Origin of the sequence: Arthrobacter alpinus (assembly GCF_001294625.1) — a bacterium.
Lineage (GTDB): Bacteria > Actinomycetota > Actinomycetes > Actinomycetales > Micrococcaceae > Specibacter > Specibacter alpinus_A.
The window spans coordinates 922785-941346 of sequence record NZ_CP012677.1 but is presented as its reverse complement, the minus strand read 5'-3'; the positions used below and the strand labels follow the sequence as shown (position 1 = coordinate 941346).

Sequence of the window (18562 nt, the reverse complement as noted above, 5' to 3'; positions counted from 1 at the left end):
ACCCTTGAGGGCACCGTTGAGGGCACCGTTGAGGGGGCACATCTCCCGTAGGGAGATGTGCCCCCTCAACGGTCTTTGGCGCTAGACCGGCTCGGCCTCACCGAGAAGGTCCTCGAAGTCATCCAAAGTGCTTACTGTCCTTCTGTTTCGAAGGACCCGCTGCACCAGAAGACCTGACACGGCCAAGGCGCCGGCGATGACACCAATAATGACAAACCCAGCCCAAGGGCCGATGCTGTCAATCATGGCCCCGGCAAATGGGGCTCCCATGGCGCTACCGATGGTCATGGATGAGCCATACCAGCCCATGGCCTCCCCGCGGCGGCGCTCCTCCACGAGATCGGCGATGTGTTCGGCGCTGGAGGTCAACACCGGTGCGCACAGCATGCCCGGCAGGATGGACAGCAGTCCAAGGGTCCAGGCATTCGTGGCGAATCCCATGGGGATGGTCAGTATGGCCATGGCGCCAAGCAGCCAAAGCGGGTTGATGGATCGTTTCAGCGCTCCATAGATCAATCCACCGAGCAGTGACGCGCCACACCAGAAGAAGAACACAATACCCAGATCGCCCACCTGGTCGGTGGCCCGCAGCGTGGCCACCATGCCGACGTCGGTGCCCGAGAGCACCAGACCCGCACCGAGAGAGGCACCCAGGACCGCTAACACCGACAGGTTCACCCATGAGAGGTTATTGCGGGTGTTTCCCCAGAAATTGCCAAAGACATTGCCGGAAATCTTGGTGCTACCTTCGACGATCTTCACCAGGCCACCATCAAGGACAACTACCGGGCTGGCCGTCTTGGCGACATACGCGCCCGGTTGGCCCGTACGTGTGGGCGGATTTGTCCACATCAGCAACAGGCCAGCCAGGGCCGAGGACACCCCGATGATGATCAGGCCCACCACGGTGTGAATGGTTGTCGCGAGCATCACACCGGCGGCCGGACCTACCATGAACGTTATTTCCGCACCCATGGAGTCCAGGGCGTAGGCCGTCCGACGTTGCTCCTGCGGAACCATGACACCAAGTGCCTGGCGGACCACAGAGAAGATCGGGACGGCGAAGAGCCCGCCTATCACCGCGGCAATCACTAACAACTGGTAGCTCAGGAACGGGGCGACCGACCAGACGAGAACCTCGGCGATGACCGAGGGGATCAGCGCCCGTCGCAGCCCGTAGATATCAACTTGCCGTCCGCGCCATGGTGCACCGACAGCCATGCCGATAGTGATGGCCGCGGCAACGCCGCCAGCAGCAGCGTAGGAAAGGCCCATGGTCTGCACCACGTGTAGCGTCAACAGCACGCCTGCCGCGGCGTGCGGGATCCGGGCGATCATGGCTATCAAAATCAGCCGGCGCACGGAGCCGACCGCGAGGATCTCGCGGTAGCTGGCAAAATTCACGTCAATACTTCTCTCTTGTGATCCATCACAAGAGAGCGCCAGGGCCACGCTGCGATGGTGTTAGCCGTTGGGGCCGGGGTGACGCAACCGCACTTTGATCGAATCAACGGCCTGGGCAAAATACTCGTTCCCGGCCCAGAAATTCTGCAACGCGTTCAGAACACCTGCCACGGCCAGCTGATCGAGCCCCGGTAGCAAGGTGATAGTGACGGCCAGTTCGGGGCCGACACCTCCGCCAGCCACTAACCGTCCAGACGGTTCAGTTTTATTGTCCCACAGGGATTCTATGCCCTGGCCGGCGCCAGCGGAAATACCCACCACTGCGGGGTTGCCCACGGCCGACACAGAGTCCAGTAATACCTGTGTCACGCTGCTGTCGGCATAGCTGGGAACCCAATCCTGTTGCTGCGCCAGCGCCCACATGGCGGGACGGCGCACCACAAACGGTCTTTCCGAACCGGGGTCCAAGACCAGCAGCTGAGCCTCCTCGGCGACAGCTGACAGTGCCGCCCGGGCGGTGTACACGGCAACGGGTCGGGCCTCTGGGAGCCACCGCTTCAAGGCTTCGGAGTGGGTGAACACCGGTAACGCCCGCCGACCGTCCGGTGCCTGAACCGTTACCAATGCCATGTCCGATTCCTTGTCGGAGACAAGGCCGTGCTCCCCCACCGCCTGCTCAGCCAGCTGGGCGACGATGGGGATAAAGACTCGTGCCGTGGCGAGGGAGGCGACCACGTCGGACTCGGCCCCGGTCCCGGCAAGCAGCTGCACCATGGCCTCCATGAAGCGGGGGTCGGCGGAACCGTCGTCGTCCTGAAAGTTGTGGTACCGCTCCCCCTCAGGCAGCGCCCGTCCAGTCCATGGCCGGCCGGCGGAGTCAGTGGCTCCGCCGGCCCCGGCCAAGGCTGATGCAATGTGTGCCGGCAACTGTTTCTTGGAAGCTTCAGGCATGATGATTAGCGGCGGCCAGCCACGTCAAGGGCTTCGGGCAAGGTGAATTTTCCGGCGTACAGGGCCTTGCCGACAATGGCGCCCTCTACACCGTCGCCCACGAGTTCGCGCAGCACGCGCAGGTCCTCAAGGCTAGAAATCCCGCCCGAGGCCACCACGGGCTTGGACGTGCGGGCGCACATTTCACGCAACAGTTCCACGTTGGGGCCGCGCAAGGTGCCATCCTTGGTGACGTCGGTGACCACGTAGCGGGCACACCCTGCGTCTTCCAAACGGGCCAGAACCTCCCAGAGGTCCCCGCCTTCCTTGGTCCAGCCGCGTCCTGCCAGCGTGGTGCCGCGGACGTCAAGTCCGACGGCGATCTTCTCACCGAAGCGTTCGATGACCTTGGCCGTCCACTCCGGGTTTTCTAGGGCCGCAGTCCCCAAGTTGACACGGGCGACACCGAGTTCCAGGGCCCCTTCCAACGAGGCGTCGTCACGGATGCCGCCGGACAGCTCCACCTTGACGCTGAGCGCTTGCACGACGTCGCGCATCAGTGCCAGGTTGGAGCCCCGGCCAAAAGCAGCGTCCAGGTCCACCAGGTGAACCCATTGTGCGCCGTCGTTCTGCCAGTTCATGGCCGCCTCGAGCGGGGAGCCATAGCAGGTTTCCGAACCGGCCTCGCCTTGGACAAGGCGCACGGCCTGCCCGTCGGCAACATCAACGGCGGGCAGCAATTCCAGGATGGGGGCTGTGGTGGTCATCGGGTCCTCAACGTATGTGGTGAATGGGGTGAAGCACGCCGGCTCTAGAGCGTGAACAAGTACGCGGCCAGCAATGCCATGACGGCAAGAAAAGCAAAACTAATAGGAATCCAGCGCGGCGACTTTTGCTGGTAAAACGTGTAGCAACCGCCGATGAGAAGGCCGGCAAGGCCCATCAAGAGTAAAGACCACATCTAGCGTGCCCCTTTTCGAAGCGACTGGACCCAGTTACGCAGCAACCGGGCACCGGCGTCGCCTGACTTCTCCGGGTGGAACTGAGTGGCACACAACGGACCGTTTTCCACCGCAGCAATGAAGGGTGCACCGTGTTCGGACCAGGTCACCATGGGGGGCTTCATTTTGGGCTGGGCCACATCGAAGTCCCACTTTTGCACCCCGTAGGAGTGCACAAAGTAAAAACGCTCTGCCTCGACGCCCTCAAACAGCATTGACCCTTCCGGCACTGTGACCGTGTTCCAGCCCATGTGCGGGACCACGGTGGCCGGCAGAAGTTCTACCGTCCCCGGCCACTCCCCCATGCCGTTCTCACGCACGCCGTGTTCCACGCTGGCGTCGAACAGCACCTGCAAACCAACACAGATGCCCAGCACCGGGCGCCCGCCAGCGACACGGCGCCCGATCATGCGCAAAGCGTCAACACCTTTCAGCTCCGCCATGACCGAGCCGAACGCGCCCACGCCGGGAACAACCAACCCGTCAGCGTTCAAGACGTCATCGGGTTTGGCGCTGAGGGTGACCTGCGCGCCTGCACGTTCCAACGCTCTGACGGCCGATCGAACGTTTCCGGAGCCGTAGTCAAGGACGGTGACCGTCGGTTTGGGACTGCCGGTTGTGTCGGGGGATTCGGCGCTCACAAAAGACCCTTCGTGGACGGGATTCCGGTGACGCGAGGATCCGATTCCACGGCAGAGCGCAAGGCCCGGGCAAACGCCTTGAACTGGGCTTCCACGATGTGGTGCGGATCGCGGCCGGCAATCACCGTCATGTGCAGGCAGATTTGTGCGTGCAAGGTGATGGCCTCAAAGACGTGCCTGGTCAGTGAGCCCGTAAAGTGGCCGCCGATCAAGTGGTACTCCTGCCCGGCGGGCTCGCCACCGTGCACCAGGTAGGGGCGCCCGGACACATCGACAACCGCGTTCGCCAAAGCCTCATCCAGCGGCACCGTGGCTTCGCCAAATCGACGGATACCTGCCTTATCGCCCAGGGCCACCCGAAGGACCTCGCCCAGTGAGATGGCCACATCCTCCACCGTGTGGTGCACGTCAATGTGGGTGTCCCCGGTGGCCTTGATTTTCATGTCGATCAAGGAGTGTTTGGACAGGGCAGTGAGCATGTGATCGTAAAACGGCACCGAGGTGTCAATCTCTGAAACACCTGTGCCGTCCAGGTTGATTTCAACGAGCACATGGGATTCGCTGGTGCCACGTTCAAGGCGTGCGGTGCGTCCCTGGCCAGGCTGCCGACTGTTCTCGGTCATGATAAAAGCATCCTTTGATTCGGTGGTGTCCGGCCGCCAGGGAGCATGACCCTGCGCGGAAGGAAGGTGAAACAAGTCGTCGTGTTCCACCAGTTTAGAAGAGAGTGGCTGCTTCTGCCCAAAGCCGCCCACTCCCCGAGCTTTCCCGGGCGTGGGCTCGCCGGAACGACGCCGTCGAAAAGTGGCGGTTAGGTGGCCAGGATGGCACGGAGTCCGGAAAGAAAAGCGGTGGTTTCCTGTTCCGTGCCGGCAGTGACACGCAGGTGGCCAGCAATGCCCACGTCACGGATGAGCACCCCGGCCGCCAGCAGACCTTCCCAGACCGAGCGGGGGTCCTCGAGACCACCAAAGAAAACAAAGTTGGAGTCCGACGGTGCCGGGGTCAGACCGATGCGTGTCAGTTCGTCCACGATCCGATCCCGTTGAATCTTGATGGCTTCGACATTTGCCAAGAGCGAATCGGAGTTTCGCAGGGCAGCCACGGCTGTGGCCTGGGTGATGGCGGACAGGTGGTAGGGCAGACGAACAAGGCGGACCGCGTCGGCGACTTCAGGGGCGGCCGCCATATAGCCCACTCGTGCCCCGGCCAGGGCAAAGGCCTTGCTCATGGTGCGCGAGACAACCAGGCGGGGCCTGCCCGGCAGCAAGGACAGTGCACTGGGGGTTCCCTCATGGGAGAACTCCATGTAGGCCTCATCGACGATCACGATCGCCTGCGACGCTTCTCCGGCTTCGTAAACGGCCTCCACAACGTCACGTCCCAGGGCGGTGCCCGTCGGGTTATTGGGCGAACACAAGAATATTATGTGGGGAGCTTGCGCGCGTACTTGTTCGGCGGCCGATTCTGGGCTGAGGCTGTAATCTGCGGCGCGGGTCCCCGTCACGAAGCCGGTGCCTGTACCGCTGGCGAGCAGGGGGTACATGGAGTACGTGGGGGGAAAGCCCATGGCTTTCCGGCCGGGTCCACCAAAAGCTTGGAGCAATTGCTGCAGAACCTCGTTGGAGCCATTGGCGGCCCAGATGTTCTCCTGAGTCATCCCGTGGCCCAAGTATGCCGCCAGGGCCCTACGAAGTTCGGTGAACTCCCGATCAGGGTAGCGGTTCAAGCCGTCAAGTTCATCCGCGACGGCCTTCAAGATTGCTTCCTTGGCGTCCAGCGGAACACCAAAGGTGTTCTCGTTGACGTTGAGCAAAACAGGAACGTCGATTTGCGGGGCACCGTAGGGATGTTGTCCGCGCAGATCGTCGCGGAGCGGTAATTGGCTGAGGCGTTCAAACTGATCCATGGGACTAGTTTAAGTGCCGTGGACGTCAAGACTGAACTTGTGACAGGTAACGTCCGACCATTTGGCTATTTGGGGTTCGGGACAAACAGTTGCTGGCCTGCCTGCACCACGTTGGTGGTCAGCTCATTCAAGGCCACGATCTCACCCACGACTTCTCGAACATCGCGGCTTGAATCGCTGGCAGCCGCAATGGACCACAGACTCTCGCCTTGCAAGACCGTGACAGTGGTTGCGTAGTCCGCCATGTCGATGGGGCTGAACTTTGTGGCGGCGTTGGCAGGACTGGCCAGGGCTCCCAGGAGCAGGGCCAACACCGAGAATACGAGCACTGTGCTGAGCAGCAGGGCCGGAATGCCGAGCAGGATCATGCGCCCTCGCCGGGTCAGCCGCAGGGGCGCGGCGCCGGGGGTTGCTGCAAGGACGGGACGTCCAATTGTTGAAATCACCAATGCGCTCATGACTAAGGCTCCTTTTCACACCGTGAAGTTTCTTCCCGTGGGAGCCCACCAGGCGGGGCGTCCCAGTCGTTCCGCAGGAGCAAAACTTCCATAAACAATTTGTTCGATAGAACGTATGTTCTAACTCGCTACTACTGTTTTAGCATCTATTGACGACTCCTGACAAGACTCGCTAGAACAAATGTTTGAAATTCCCACTTTTCTGGCTTAATCTTGAGGGTAAGGATTCGCCTCTGAAAGCAGTCCACCAGCAGGCACTGACATTATTAGTGGCATCCACGAAAGGACCGAAGGATCATGACGCTCCCAGAACCTCCGCACCGCATCCCCCAGGCACCGAGCAGGGCCGGCATGAAGGGTCTGACGGTCCGCCAAAAGAAGATCCTTGAGTGCATCCAGCGCTCTATTGCTGACAAGGGTTACCCGCCGTCCATGCGTGAAATTGGCGACGACGTGGGATTGGCAAGCCTTTCCAGCGTCACCCACCAGCTCACCCAGTTGGAGCGGCACGGCTACCTGCGTCGTGATCCCAAGCGTCCACGTGCCATGGAAGTTCTCATTCCCCTCGTCCTTGACGACGGCGTGGTTGCCATTGAGGGTGTGAGCTCACCGGAGCAGGTCCGCAGTTCCAACGGCCTGAATTTTGCACAACTCAGCAGTTCCTCGGACACGGCATTCGTTCCGCTGGTGGGACGGATCGCCGCCGGCGGTCCTATCCTGGCCGATCAGATGGTCGATGACATCATGCCGTTGCCGCGCCAGATCGTCGGCAGCGGCGAGCTCTTTATGCTCAAGGTGGTTGGCGACTCCATGATTGACGCCGCCATCTGTGACGGCGACTGGGTTGTTATCCGGCGCCAGAACACCGCCAACAATGGTGATATTGTGGCCGCCCTGCTCGAGGATGAGGCCACTGTCAAGACGTTTCGCCAGCGTGATGGCCACACCTGGCTGTTGCCGCAGAACACCCGCTACGAGCCCATCCTGGGCGACAACGCCACTGTCATGGGCAAGGTCGTCTCGGTGCTGCGCAGCCTCTAGCAAATGCCAACGAAGAAGCGCCCCGGGCAATGCTCGGGGCGCTTTGTCGTGCGTGGCTCGCTGCGGGTGCCGGCACCCACCATCCCGAGGCCGTGCCGGGCTACTTGCCGGAGAGCCGCTCTAGCGCCGACAGGGCCACGGCCCTGTCCTTGGTGGACCAAAAAGGTGGCAGGGCGGCCCGCAGGAACCCGCCGTAGCTGGCGTTGGCCAGGCGGGAATCAAGGACCGCCACAACTCCCCTGTCACTGCTAGAGCGGATAAGCCGGCCCACGCCCTGGGCCAGGCGAATAGCCGCATGGGTTGCGGAGATGGCGATGAAGCCGTCCCCCCCGCTTTGGGCCACGGCCCTGGCCCGTGCCGTGACCAGCGGATCGTCGGGACGGGGGAACGGGATCCTGTCAATGACCACCAGCCGGCAGGAGGCCCCCTGCACATCAACTCCCTGCCACAAGGACATGGTGCCAAAAAGGCAGGTGTCGGGTTCCTCGGCAAATTCCTTGATCAGGCCGGCGATCGAGGCGTCTCCCTGACAAAGAATCTTGACCTTGAGCTTCTTGCGCAGCTTTTCGGCAGCGTCCTCGGCCGCACGGCGTGAGGAGAACAACGCCAGCGTCCCTCCCCCTGCGGCAGTGATCAGTGCCTCCAGCTCGGCCAACTGCTCCGGAGAATTTCCGAACCCGGGCTTTTGCAGGTGCGCCGCAACGTACAGCATGCCTTGCTTTGGATAATCGAAGGGGGAGCCGACGTCGGCACCGGTCCAGTTCGGCGCGTTGGCACCCAACAAACCCAGCCCCCCGGCGGTGGCCTGGAACGACTCGCCAATGGCCAGTGTTGCCGAGGTCAGGATCACCGTATGGTCGGCAAACAGACCCTCCCGCAATTTTCCGGCGACACTGAGCGGGGCGATGCTGATGACGGGAGGTTCGCCCTCATCCGCCTTTTGATAGCCCTGGCCGGGGGTGAAGCTACCTACCCGTGACGCCCAGAGAACTTCACGGGCGTCCTGGGCAGCCAACATCCGCTCACACAGGTCAAAGACTAGGTTCAACCGGGAACGGGCAATGGACCGGCCACCGTCGACGGCGGCCGAACCCTCCGGTTTGGAGTCAGATAAAGCCACGCGTGCGGCGTCCCGCAATTGTTCGATGGCTGCCGAGTGGGTCTCGTTCAGACCGTTGGGTAGCAGCCCGGACGGCGTTGCTGCAAAGGCCAGATCCAGGGCATTGCCGGCCGCATGGAGCGCGTCCACGGAGACGCCCGTGTGTTTGCGTGTGCTTGAGGCCGCCGCCTGGACCATCTGGACAGAGAGCTGGCCGGTGACGGCACCTGTCACACGGTCCTGGAGTTCGTGCGCCTCGTCCACCACCACGACGTCGTAGTCCGGCAGCACCGCGATTCCCTCAAAGGCGCTGATCGCCAGCATGGCGTGGTTGGTGACCACAATGTCCGCCACGGCTCCCTTGGCTCTGGCCATTTCGGAGAAGCAGATCTCGGCCAGGGGACACTTTTGCGCGCCCAGGCACTCCATGGACGTGACGGAGACCTGCCGCCACGCCTTGTCCGTGACACCGGGCAGCAGTTCGTCGCGGTCACCCGATTCGGTGTCCTGCGCCCACTCGCGCAACCGCACAACTTCACGGCCGAGGGCCGAGGTCGGCCCGGTCTTGGCACCTGGCAGATGCACAACACTGGAGTCCTCACCCAGGCTGAACAGTGCCCCCTCGGAGGAGTCCTCGGTGGGGAAGCCACCGCCCAATTTGTGCTTGCAGACATAGTTGCTTCGGCCCTTGACCAGGGCGACGTCAATGGGGCGCGGCAGCAGCGGGTCCAGGGCAGCGAGCAGCCTGGGCACGTCACGGCCCACGATCTGGGCCTGCAACGCCAGCGTCGCCGTGGCCACCACTGATGGTTTTTCACTCGTGAGGGCATGAACTATTAGCGGAATCAGGTAGGCCAGGGACTTTCCTGTGCCTGTTCCGGCCTGGACCAGCAGGTGGTCGCCGGTTTCAATGGCTGCCACCACCTGACGGACCATCTCATGCTGCCCGTCCCGGCGTTGGCCGCCCATGGCTTCCACCGCCCTGTCCAGCAGTTCCAGGGCCTGAGCAGTTGAGGCCTGGTCCGTTGAGGCTTGTGTTGGTGCAGGATCGGCCGTGGAGGCATCGGCTTCGGCAGTACTTTTATCCATGCTGGACAAACGGTGCCACTTCTGCGGCCAGGTCGTCACGGACGCGCACATGTGCCACAGTGCCGGTTTCGCCGTGCTCAATGCTGAGGATCTCGGCATCGCTTCCGTGCAATCTGTTCAGCACGTCGCCGCGGTCGTAGGGAATCAGCAGTGTCAGGTCAACCCCGGGGCGCGGGATGGCGTCGCTGATGGCCGCGAGCAGTCCCTCCATGCCCTGCCCGGTGCGGGCAGAGACTTCCACGCTGCGCGGCTCGCGCTGTCGCAGGCGTTGAACCACCAGCGGATCGGCGATGTCCACCTTGTTCAAGATGATGATCTCGGGGATTTTCAGCGCACCAACCTCGGCGAACACTGTGCGCACCGCCGAAATTTGTCCCTCGGGATCCGGGTGGGACGCGTCAACAATGTGCAGGATCAGGTCTGCGTCGGCCACTTCCTCCAAGGTGGAGCGGAAGGCCTCAACCAACTGGGTGGGCAGCGAGCGGACAAAACCCACCGTGTCGACAAGGGTGTAACCCAGACCGTCGGCGGTCTCTGTTTTGCGAACGGTGGGGTCCAAGGTGGCGAACAAGGCGTTCTCGACCAGGACGCCTGCGTTGGTGAGCCTGTTCAGCAGGGAGGACTTTCCGGCATTGGTGTATCCGGCGATAGCCACCGACGGGACAGAGTTGCGTTTCCTATTGGCCCGCTTGGTCTCCCGTGCAGGCTTCATGGCAGCAATTTCACGGCGCAGCTTCGCCATGCGGGTTCGGATCTTCCGGCGGTCCAGTTCCATCTTGGTTTCGCCGGGGCCGCGCGAACCAATACCGCCACCGGCGGTGCCGACCCGGCCACCGGCCTGGCGGGACATGGATTCACCCCAACCGCGCAGGCGCGGCAACAGGTACTCCATCTGTGCCAGCTCCACCTGCGCCCGGCCTTCGCGTGACTGGGCGTGCTGGGCAAAAATGTCAAGGATCAACGCGGTGCGGTCAATGACCTTGACCTTGACCACTTCTTCAAGGGTGCGGCGTTGGGACGGTGCAAGGTCGCCGTCGATGATGACGGTGTCCGCACCCGTGGCGTGGACGATCTCCTTGAGTTCCTCCGCCTTGCCCGTTCCCAGGTAGGTGGCCGGGTCTGGTTTGGCACGGCGCTGGACCATCCCGTCGAGGACTTCGGATCCGGCGGTTTCAGCCAACGCGGCCAACTCCCGCAGGGAATTCTCCGCATCTGCCATGGTCCCGGTGCTCCACAGGCCGGCCAGGACGACACGTTCCAGACGCAGCTGGCGATACTCAACCTCCGTGACGTCTTCAAGCTCGGTGGACAGCCCGGCCCTGCGGCGCAGTGCGTTGCGCTCGGCCAGTTCAGTCTGGTCACCGTCGAAGCTGCTGTGTTCGAAGGTAAGGTTCGAGACGGCCTGGGCCTGGCCGATGATGGGGTGGCTGGGGGCAGGCGTGGCTTGGGGGTCCTCGGCGTCGAGCCGGACCTCCGCGCGGACGGCCCGTGACGCGGCGATGTCCTTAGCCAGAATCCTGTCAATCACTGCCTCGATCTCGGCGACCGACAGATCCGAGGCCGCGTTCCCGGCCGACCCTGATCCGACAGGCCCTGTTGTGGGTTCGTTGGCGGGGACGTTGGCGTCGTCGGAACCGTGAGGTGCAGATGGGTTGGACATGTTCTCCTTATTGGCGTTAGACCAATCTTAGTCCCGTGCGCCGACACGCACACCTTTGCCGTCTACGGCTGTGGACAAAGCTGGCGGGGCAGGGGCCCTTAGGTGTGCCTAGATACCGATTGGGGCTGTTTCGCACTAATCTGGCATGACTATGGGTACTCAGGGCGCAGATCATTATTTCACTTCACAGCCGTCGGCTCCGATGAAACGGCGGCCCCTCACGGTGGTTTTAGCCGGCGAGAAACGGCAACTGCAGACGGCGGGGGGAATTTTCAGTCCCGACGGGGTAGACAAGGGCACCACCATTTTGCTTGCCGAGGCCCCGCCGCCCGCGGTGGACGGCAATTTGCTCGACGTCGGTTGCGGCTGGGGTCCTGTGGCCCTGACACTGGCCCTGCGCTCCCCCGCCGCGACGGTGTACGCGGTGGATGTCAATGAGCGCTCCATCGGCCTGACCAGTGAGAACGCCAAAGCCCTTGGCCTGGCCAATGTCCGCGCATCGACTCCCGACGCTGTGGACCCCGAGCTGCGCTTTGAGACGATCTGGTCCAACCCGCCCATCCGTGTGGGTAAGGAAGAGCTGCATTCGATCTTATTGATGTGGCTGCCCCGCCTGGCCGTTGGCGGCAACGCCTACCTGGTAGTGCAAAAGAACCTGGGCGCTGATTCGTTGCAGCGCTGGCTGGCACTTGAACTGGCCCAAAGATTTCCTGAGGCTGGTTTCAAGGTCTCCCGCGACTCGACGAACAAGGCGTTCCGCATCCTTCGGGTGACCCGCGTCCTCAGCTGAGGACGCCGCTGGCCACGATAATGGCCGGCCCACTCAGTTCCACATGCTCGCGGCCGTCAAGCCCCGGGAAGAAGCGCACGCCCACAACACCGCCGGGCACGGTGACTTCCCACGTGTCCGGGGCGTCCGCGCCGGCCCAGAACCGGGTGGTGGCGGCCGCGGCACAGGCTCCGGTGCCGCAGGACAACGTCTCCCCCACGCCACGCTCGTGGACGCGCATACTGATGTGCCCGACGTCGTCCCTCACCAAAGGCTCAGCAGGCACCGCAAACTCGACATTGGTGCCGTGCGGGGGCACCGGAGTCACCGACGGGGCTTGGTTGAGATTGGTTCCCTCGAGCTCGGCTGCGTCGGCCAAAGCCACCACCGTGTGCGGGTTGCCCATGTCCACTGAAAGGGCGGGGCGGGCCACGGCAAGCCCGGCCGCCTCGACGAGTGAATCCATGCCCCGTTCCGCAGCTTTGTCAGGGAAGATGAACTCCCATGGCCCCATGTCCACACGGTAGCCGTACCCGGTGCGTGCCACCACCTTGACACCGCCGCGGGTGCCAATAGTCAGCTCATCCCCGGGATGTAGCACCACCAGGCCCTGCTCGATCAGAAAGTGCACAAACACGCGCACCCCGTTGCCGCACATTTCCGAGAGCGAACCGTCAGCGTTGCGGTAGTCCATGAACCATTCGGCGCCAGGGTTGCCGGCCAGCAGGGCCACGCCCTCCGGCAGGTGCATTGAGCGGACGGCACGGATCAGCCCATCACCGCCAATGCCGCGGTGGCGATCGCACAAAAAAGCCACCTGCTCCGGGCTGATCTGTGTGTCACCGTCGGGATCGGCCAGCAAAACAAAGTCGTTCCCGGTGCCGTGGCCTTTGGAGAAGCGCATGCCGGTGAGGGAGGCGTGGGGTTCAGTCATGGATACAAGCCTATGGCACACCGGCGACGGCGGGGGCCGGCCGGCTCAGGGCTGCAGGGTGCGCCGGACCAGCTCGGCTGCGGCATCACCAACATTGGGCTGGTCCCAGTCCAGCCACTGCACGCGCGGATCGGCGTTGAACCAGGTCACCTGGCGGCGGGCGAACTGCCGGGTGCCCACAATGGTTTCCTCCGTGGCCTTGGCCACAGTGGATTCGCCGTCGATGACGCGCAGGAACTGCTGGTAGCCCAGCGCCTTGTGCGCCGTGCGCCCCTCGCGCAGGCCCTGCGGGATCAAGGCCTGGATCTCCTCCGCCAATCCCCCGGCGACCATGCGGTGGACGCGGGCAGCGAGCCGGTCGTGCAGGGCTGCGCGGTCCCCGTTGAGCCCAATCTGGACGGTGTGCTGGACGTACTGGCGCTCTGGCATGAAGGAGCTAAATGGCCGCCCCGTCAGCTCCTGCACCTCAAGAGCACGCACCAACCGCTTGCCGTCGCTGATGCGTGCGGCTGAGACGGGGTCAACTAGTGCCAGCCTGGCGGCCAGGGCGTCCACGCCTTGGCGTTCCAACTCGTCCTCTAGGCGTGTCCGGAGTTGCGGGTCCGTACCGGGAAATTCCAGGACGTCCACGGCCGCGCGGACATACAGGCCCGAGCCGCCGACAAGAATGGGCAGTTTCCCGCGGGCCTGGATGTCGGCGATGGCAGCCCGGGCCAGGCCCTGGAACTGCGCAACCGTGGTGTCCTGTCGCACAGTGAGGAAATCCATCAGGTGGTGCGCAATGCCGCGCCGTTCGGCCACGGGCAGCTTGGCGGTGCCAATGTCCATGCCGCGGTAGAACTGCATGGAGTCGACGTTAACCGCCTCGCCGTTGAAACGTTCGGCCAGCTGGAGGGCAAGCTCAGATTTTCCTGACCCTGTGGGGCCGACGACGGCGACGACCGGCAGGACGGGAAACTCTTGATGGGCTGGCGCGGGACCGCTCACGCGGTGCGCACAGGCAGCGAAGGCATCCCAAGGGAAACACCCTTCACCACACCGGGACCCGAACTAGGTGCGGGAACGCCGCAGGATGCGGCCTGTGCCAGATCCCAGGCGTCGCCGGCGCGCGAGCGGCGCAGGTGGAACTGCGCAATGCTGGGCGGGTCCGCCACCAGATGAAACGCTGCCGCGTCGGTGACGGTGACAGTGACAAGATCGCCGGGTCGGGGGGTGGCGGCACCCTCGGGGACGCTGAAGTGCACCAGGCGCTGGTCCTTTGCCCGGCCCGAGAGCCTGTGCGTCTGGGCGGCCTTGCGCCCCGAGCCTGCGGTGACCATGACTTCCACTTCGCGGCCAACCTGCAGGGCATTTTCCTCGGCGGCGATCCTGTCCTGCAGGGCTGTCAGGCGCAGGAAACGCTCCTGCACCACTTCCTTGGAGAGCTGGCCAGGCAGATCCGCTGCGGGGGTGCCGGGCCGCTTGGAGTACTGGTAGGTGAAGGCCGTGGAAAACCGTGACTTTTCCACGACGTCCAACGTCGCCTGGAAGTCCTCCTCGGTTTCCCCCGGGAAACCAACGATGATATCGGTGGAGATGGCCGCGTTCGGAATCTGTTCACGAACCTTGTCCAGAATGCCCAGGAACTTGTTCGATCGGTACGAGCGGCGCATGTCCTTCAGGACCTTGTCGGAGCCTGATTGCAGGGGCATGTGCAGTTGCGGCATCACGTTCGGTGTCTGAGCCATGGCGGCAATGACGTCATCGGTGAACGCGGCCGGGTGCGGGCTGGTGAAGCGGACCCGTTCCAGGCCTTCAATGGCACCGCAGGCCCGTAGCAGCTTGCCAAACGCGAGTTTGTCACCAAACTCCACACCATAGGAGTTCACGTTCTGGCCCAACAGCGTCACTTCAATGGCACCGTCGTCCACGAGCGCCTGAATCTCGGCGAGGATCTCCCCGGGCCGTCGGTCACGTTCCTTCCCGCGCAGGGACGGCACAATGCAGAACGTGCAGGTGTTGTTGCAGCCCACGGAAATGGACACCCAACCGGCGTAAACGGAGTCCCGCTTGGTGGGCAGGGTGGAAGGGAACACCTCAAGAGATTCCAGAATTTCCATTTGCGCGTCGGCGTTGTGGCGCGCACGTTCCAGCAGCACCGGCAGGGCGCCGACGTTGTGGGTCCCAAAGACCACGTCCACCCAGGGTGCCCGCTTTTGGACGGTGTCGCGGTCCTTCTGCGCCAGGCAGCCGCCCACGGCAATCTGCATGCCGGGGTTGGATTCCTTGATGTGCGCCAGCATGCCTAGGTTCCCGTACAGCTTGTTGTCGGCGTTCTCGCGCACCGCACAGGTGTTGATGACGATGACATCGGGAATGGCCCCGGTGAGCACCGTGTCACCGGAGGCGTCCGTGACGGGTATCTGGCCGGCGTCCTTTGCGGGAACCATGCCGGCGGCCTCCAACAGCCCGGCCATGCGCTCGGAGTCGTGGACGTTCATCTGGCAGCCGTAGGTGCGCACCTCATAGGTGCGGGGCAGGCCGGTGCGGGAGGGCGCGGAGATATCAACGCTGTCTTGAGTCAGGGTCACCCCACCAGCTTAAGACCTGCAGTGATTTTCAACTAAACCGGCCAGGGAAAGGCTGGTGGTCAGTACCAGCCCACGGCTTCCGAGTGGGCCCAGGCACCGCACGGGGAACCGTACCGGTTTTTGATATAGCCCAGACCCCATTCAATCTGGGTGCGGTAATTTGTCAGCCAATCGTTGCCGGCGGAGGCGTACTTTCCCGGCGGAAGGGACTGGGCGATGCCATAGGCTCCGCTGTACGGGTTGGTGGCGGTGGTGAGCCAGTTGGATTCCCTGTTCCACAACTGCACCAAACACGAGAACTGCCCCTGGTCCCAACCGAAGGCGCCCATCCGGCCTGCCGCGTAGGCTTGCGCACCGCCCGGGTCGTTGACGGCGCCACCGGGGATAACTGGCAACACGACCTCCGGAGGCGGGGTGCCTGCGCCAGGGTTGGGATTAGTGGGCGGGCCGGGGTTGGGTGGGGTGTTTGCCCCTGCCTCCTGTTCGGCCTTGCGCCGGGCGGCTTCGTCGGCGGCCGCCTTCTCCTTCGCGGCCTGGGCCACGTTGTACGCAGCCAATGCCGTTTGGCCTTGGCGATACTGGTTTTCCACCTCGGCTGTGGTGTTGTTCAAGGACGCCAACTGCGCCACGAGCGTGCTGCTTTGTTTTTCCTTGGACGCCAGCTGTTCAGTTACCGCTGTTCGTGCCTGAACAGCGGCGTCGAGTTGGAATTTTGCTTCGTTGGCCAGCTTGCTGCGTTCGCTCTGGGCGGCTTGCACGCTTTTAGTCAGTGCCAAGGCTACGGATTCGGCGTTCTGTGCGTTGATCTGTTTCGCTGCCGCTTGCGAGCCGACTATGTGCAAAAGGCCCAATCCGTCAAGTGTCTCCTGAGAACTCAGGGCCGAAATCGACGCGAAGACCCCTAAGTCGGTACCACCTGACTTGTAGCTCTGGACAGCCACGGCAATGGCTTCCTGGCGGTACTTGTCCCCCACCTTGGATGCCCGCTCGGCCTGGGCAGAAAGGACGTCCACTCGCGAGCTGACGACCTCCAACTGGCGTTCCGTCAGGGCGTAGCGAGCCCCCGCGGCGACGGCCGCACCACCAAGAACGCCTGCCTGATCTTCCAGACCGTCAAGCAACCCATTGATCTTGGACACTTGCGCCTGTGTTGCGGCTGCGTTGCCTTTGGCGCCTTGCACATCCGACCAGCTGGGAAATCCCTGGGGCGGGCTGTCGTCTGCATTCGCTGGACTCGCGTAAACACCGCAGACCATGACCAACCCGGCGGCAACGGCAGCTGCCATGGCACGGAGGTCGGAACGCGAAAGAGTAGTCATAGATGGTTAGCATAACGCGAAAGCCCGCTACTCAAAGGAAGGCTCGTCCGCCAAGGCCTCATCAATGACCTGTCCAACCACCACAAACGCCAAGGAGGGGCTGTACCCCTTGCGGGCCAGCATCGCCACCCAGCGGCGGGTGAATTTATCCCGTTCGGCCCTATCCGCGAGGTTTTTGGCGGCTCCGAGCTTCCGCTGCACCAGCGCCCGTGCCCCTGCGTCCTCGTCCGCGTCACTGACCTGGGACAACGCGTCCTCAACTAGCTCCGGGGCAATGCCCTTCTCCTCCAGTTCGCGTTTGAGGGAGCCCCTGGCAAGGGACTTGTTCCGAGCCCGGCTGCGCACCCACAGCTGCGCAAACTCGGTGTCGTCGATGAGGTTTATCTCCTCGAAGCGGTCAAGCACCGTTTGGATGACATCCCTGGGAATGTCACGTTCAGCTAGTTTTTGGGCCAGCTGGTGGCGGCTCTTGGGGGAATTGGTCAACTGGCGCAGGACGATAGCCCGGGCCGTCGACGCCGGATTGGCATCGACGGCCGGTTCCCCGGCTGATCTCTTCGCGTTCATGGTGCGCTGTTAGAAACCGTCGACTGCTTTGAGCTTGGGAGCCTTTTCCTCTTCGGCTGCCGGCGTGACACCGACACCCAGCTTGGCCTTGATCAGGCGTTCGAGCTCGTCGGCCAGCTCCGGATTGTCCTTCAGGAAGCGGCGGGAGTTCTCCATGCCCTGGCCCAGCTGGTCCCCGTCGTAGGTGTACCAGGAACCGGACTTCTTGATGATCCCGTGCTCCACGCCCATGTCGATGATTCCACCCTCGCGGGAAATCCCGACACCATAGATGATGTCGAACTCGGCGATCTTGAACGGCGGTGCCATCTTGTTCTTGACGACCTTGGCCTTGGTACGGTTACCTACCGCGTCGGCGCCTTCCTTCAACGTCTGGATACGGCGGACGTCGATCCGGATGGAGGCATAGAACTTCAGCGCCTTGCCACCGGTAGTGGTTTCGGGGCTACCGAAGAACACACCGATCTTTTCACGCAGCTGGTTGATGAAGATGGCCGTGGTCTTGGTCTGGCTCAAGCGGCCGGTGATCTTACGCAGCGCCTGACTCATCAAGCGGGCCTGCAGGCCCACGTGGCTGTCGCCCATGTCGCCTTCAATTTCGGCGCGGGGCACCAGAGCGGCCACGGAGTCAATGACAATGACATCCAGTGACCCTGAACCGATCAGCATGTCCATGATCTCCAAGGCCTGCTCACCGGTATCCGGCTGGGAGACCAGGAGCGCGTCAACATCCACGCCCAACTTGGCGGCGTAGTCGGGATCGAGGGCGTGCTCGGCGTCGATGAACGCGGCAATTCCACCGAGCTTTTGGGCGCTGGCAACGGCGTGCAGGGCCAGCGTGGTCTTACCGGAGGATTCCGGACCGTAGATCTCCACGACTCGCCCGCGCGGCAGGCCACCAATGCCCAAGGCAACATCCAAGGCGATGGAGCCTGTGGGAATCACTTCAATGGGCGCCCGGACCTCATCACCCAAGCGCATGATTGAGCCCTTGCCGTATTGCTTGTCAATCTGGGCCAGCGCTGCTGCCAGCGCCTTTTCACGGTCTGCGGGAGCGGCCATGATTCACCTCGGTCTTTCATCTGTGCCGTTTTTCGGCCCATCAACAACGCGGCTTGCGTTGTAAACGGTTAGTGGTCTGTTGCGTTCTGCTGTTTCAACGGAGCAGCCG

At 63.1% G+C, this 18562-nt stretch carries 17 protein-coding genes; 2 read left to right on the top strand and 15 right to left on the bottom strand.

Features of this window, described 5'->3' with window-relative positions; all coding sequences use genetic code 11:
• Nucleotides 1-81 precede the first annotated feature (81 nt).
• The 7 genes from AOC05_RS04080 to AOC05_RS04050 form a co-directional block, all read right to left on the bottom strand.
• On the bottom strand, nucleotides 82-1404 hold the full coding sequence (locus AOC05_RS04080) for an MFS transporter (protein ID WP_062005904.1): 1323 nt from the start codon (nucleotides 1402-1404) through the stop codon (nucleotides 82-84).
• A gap of 60 nt (nucleotides 1405-1464) precedes the next feature.
• Nucleotides 1465-2355 (bottom strand): SseB family protein, encoded by an 891-nt coding sequence (locus tag AOC05_RS04075; RefSeq protein WP_062005902.1) that lies wholly within the window; start codon nucleotides 2353-2355, stop codon nucleotides 1465-1467.
• 5 nt (nucleotides 2356-2360) lie between these two features.
• Nucleotides 2361-3101 carry a bifunctional 1-(5-phosphoribosyl)-5-((5-phosphoribosylamino)methylideneamino)imidazole-4-carboxamide isomerase/phosphoribosylanthranilate isomerase PriA gene (gene priA / locus AOC05_RS04070; RefSeq protein ID WP_062005901.1) on the bottom strand — a complete coding sequence of 247 codons (741 nt, stop codon included), beginning with the start codon at nucleotides 3099-3101 and terminating at the stop codon, nucleotides 2361-2363.
• A gap of 194 nt (nucleotides 3102-3295) precedes the next feature.
• A complete protein-coding gene (gene hisH, locus AOC05_RS04065) occupies nucleotides 3296-3976 on the bottom strand; it encodes an imidazole glycerol phosphate synthase subunit HisH (protein WP_062005899.1) in 681 nt (226 codons plus the stop codon).
• Nucleotides 3973-4599, bottom strand: coding sequence for an imidazoleglycerol-phosphate dehydratase HisB (hisB, locus tag AOC05_RS04060; protein WP_062009334.1), 627 nt, complete (start codon nucleotides 4597-4599; stop codon nucleotides 3973-3975). Before hisB ends, hisH begins: the two co-directional genes overlap by 4 nt.
• Nucleotides 4600-4787: 188 nt before the next feature.
• Nucleotides 4788-5885 carry a histidinol-phosphate transaminase gene (locus tag AOC05_RS04055; protein ID WP_062005897.1) on the bottom strand — a complete coding sequence of 366 codons (1098 nt, stop codon included), beginning with the start codon at nucleotides 5883-5885 and terminating at the stop codon, nucleotides 4788-4790.
• A 65-nt stretch (nucleotides 5886-5950) separates the two neighbouring features.
• Nucleotides 5951-6343 (bottom strand): LysM peptidoglycan-binding domain-containing protein, encoded by a 393-nt coding sequence (locus tag AOC05_RS04050; protein WP_082357753.1) that lies wholly within the window; start codon nucleotides 6341-6343, stop codon nucleotides 5951-5953.
• A 297-nt stretch (nucleotides 6344-6640) separates the two neighbouring features.
• On the opposite strand from AOC05_RS04050, the gene lexA reads away from it, so the two are divergent.
• Nucleotides 6641-7384 carry a transcriptional repressor LexA gene (gene lexA, locus AOC05_RS04045; protein ID WP_062005895.1) on the top strand — a complete coding sequence of 248 codons (744 nt, stop codon included), beginning with the start codon at nucleotides 6641-6643 and terminating at the stop codon, nucleotides 7382-7384.
• A 100-nt stretch (nucleotides 7385-7484) separates the two neighbouring features.
• On the opposite strand, the gene AOC05_RS04040 is transcribed toward lexA, so the two are convergent.
• Complete coding sequence (locus AOC05_RS04040) at nucleotides 7485-9572, bottom strand: ATP-dependent DNA helicase (protein ID WP_082358124.1); 2088 nt, start codon at nucleotides 9570-9572, stop codon at nucleotides 7485-7487.
• Nucleotides 9565-11232: a GTPase HflX gene (hflX, locus tag AOC05_RS04035; RefSeq protein WP_082357752.1), complete on the bottom strand. Its 1668-nt coding sequence runs from the start codon at nucleotides 11230-11232 to the stop codon at nucleotides 9565-9567. The genes AOC05_RS04040 and hflX overlap by 8 nt, the downstream gene beginning before the upstream one ends.
• Before the next feature lie 202 nt (nucleotides 11233-11434).
• Here hflX and AOC05_RS04030 point away from each other — a divergent pair, with 202 nt between their 5' ends.
• The gene (locus AOC05_RS04030; RefSeq protein ID WP_261388237.1) at nucleotides 11435-12022 is read left to right on the top strand and encodes a class I SAM-dependent methyltransferase; all 588 of its coding nucleotides are present in this window, start codon (nucleotides 11435-11437) and stop codon (nucleotides 12020-12022) included.
• Here AOC05_RS04030 and dapF read toward each other — a convergent pair.
• The 6 genes from dapF to recA form a co-directional block, all read right to left on the bottom strand.
• The gene (dapF, locus tag AOC05_RS04025; protein WP_062005891.1) at nucleotides 12015-12935 is read right to left on the bottom strand and encodes a diaminopimelate epimerase; all 921 of its coding nucleotides are present in this window, start codon (nucleotides 12933-12935) and stop codon (nucleotides 12015-12017) included. The genes AOC05_RS04030 and dapF overlap by 8 nt on opposite strands.
• A 45-nt stretch (nucleotides 12936-12980) precedes the next feature.
• Nucleotides 12981-13922, bottom strand: coding sequence for a tRNA (adenosine(37)-N6)-dimethylallyltransferase MiaA (miaA, locus tag AOC05_RS04020; protein WP_062005889.1), 942 nt, complete (start codon nucleotides 13920-13922; stop codon nucleotides 12981-12983).
• Complete coding sequence (gene miaB, locus AOC05_RS04015; RefSeq protein WP_231687218.1) at nucleotides 13919-15415, bottom strand: tRNA (N6-isopentenyl adenosine(37)-C2)-methylthiotransferase MiaB; 1497 nt, start codon at nucleotides 15413-15415, stop codon at nucleotides 13919-13921. The genes miaA and miaB overlap by 4 nt, the downstream gene beginning before the upstream one ends.
• 149 nt (nucleotides 15416-15564) lie before the next feature.
• Nucleotides 15565-16824, bottom strand: coding sequence for a hypothetical protein (locus tag AOC05_RS04010; protein ID WP_231687177.1), 1260 nt, complete (start codon nucleotides 16822-16824; stop codon nucleotides 15565-15567).
• A 27-nt stretch (nucleotides 16825-16851) separates the two neighbouring features.
• The gene (locus AOC05_RS04005; protein ID WP_062005884.1) at nucleotides 16852-17391 is read right to left on the bottom strand and encodes a regulatory protein RecX; all 540 of its coding nucleotides are present in this window, start codon (nucleotides 17389-17391) and stop codon (nucleotides 16852-16854) included.
• 9 nt (nucleotides 17392-17400) lie between these two features.
• On the bottom strand, nucleotides 17401-18453 hold the full coding sequence (gene recA / locus AOC05_RS04000; protein WP_062005882.1) for a recombinase RecA: 1053 nt from the start codon (nucleotides 18451-18453) through the stop codon (nucleotides 17401-17403).
• Nucleotides 18454-18562: the final 109 nt, after the last annotated feature.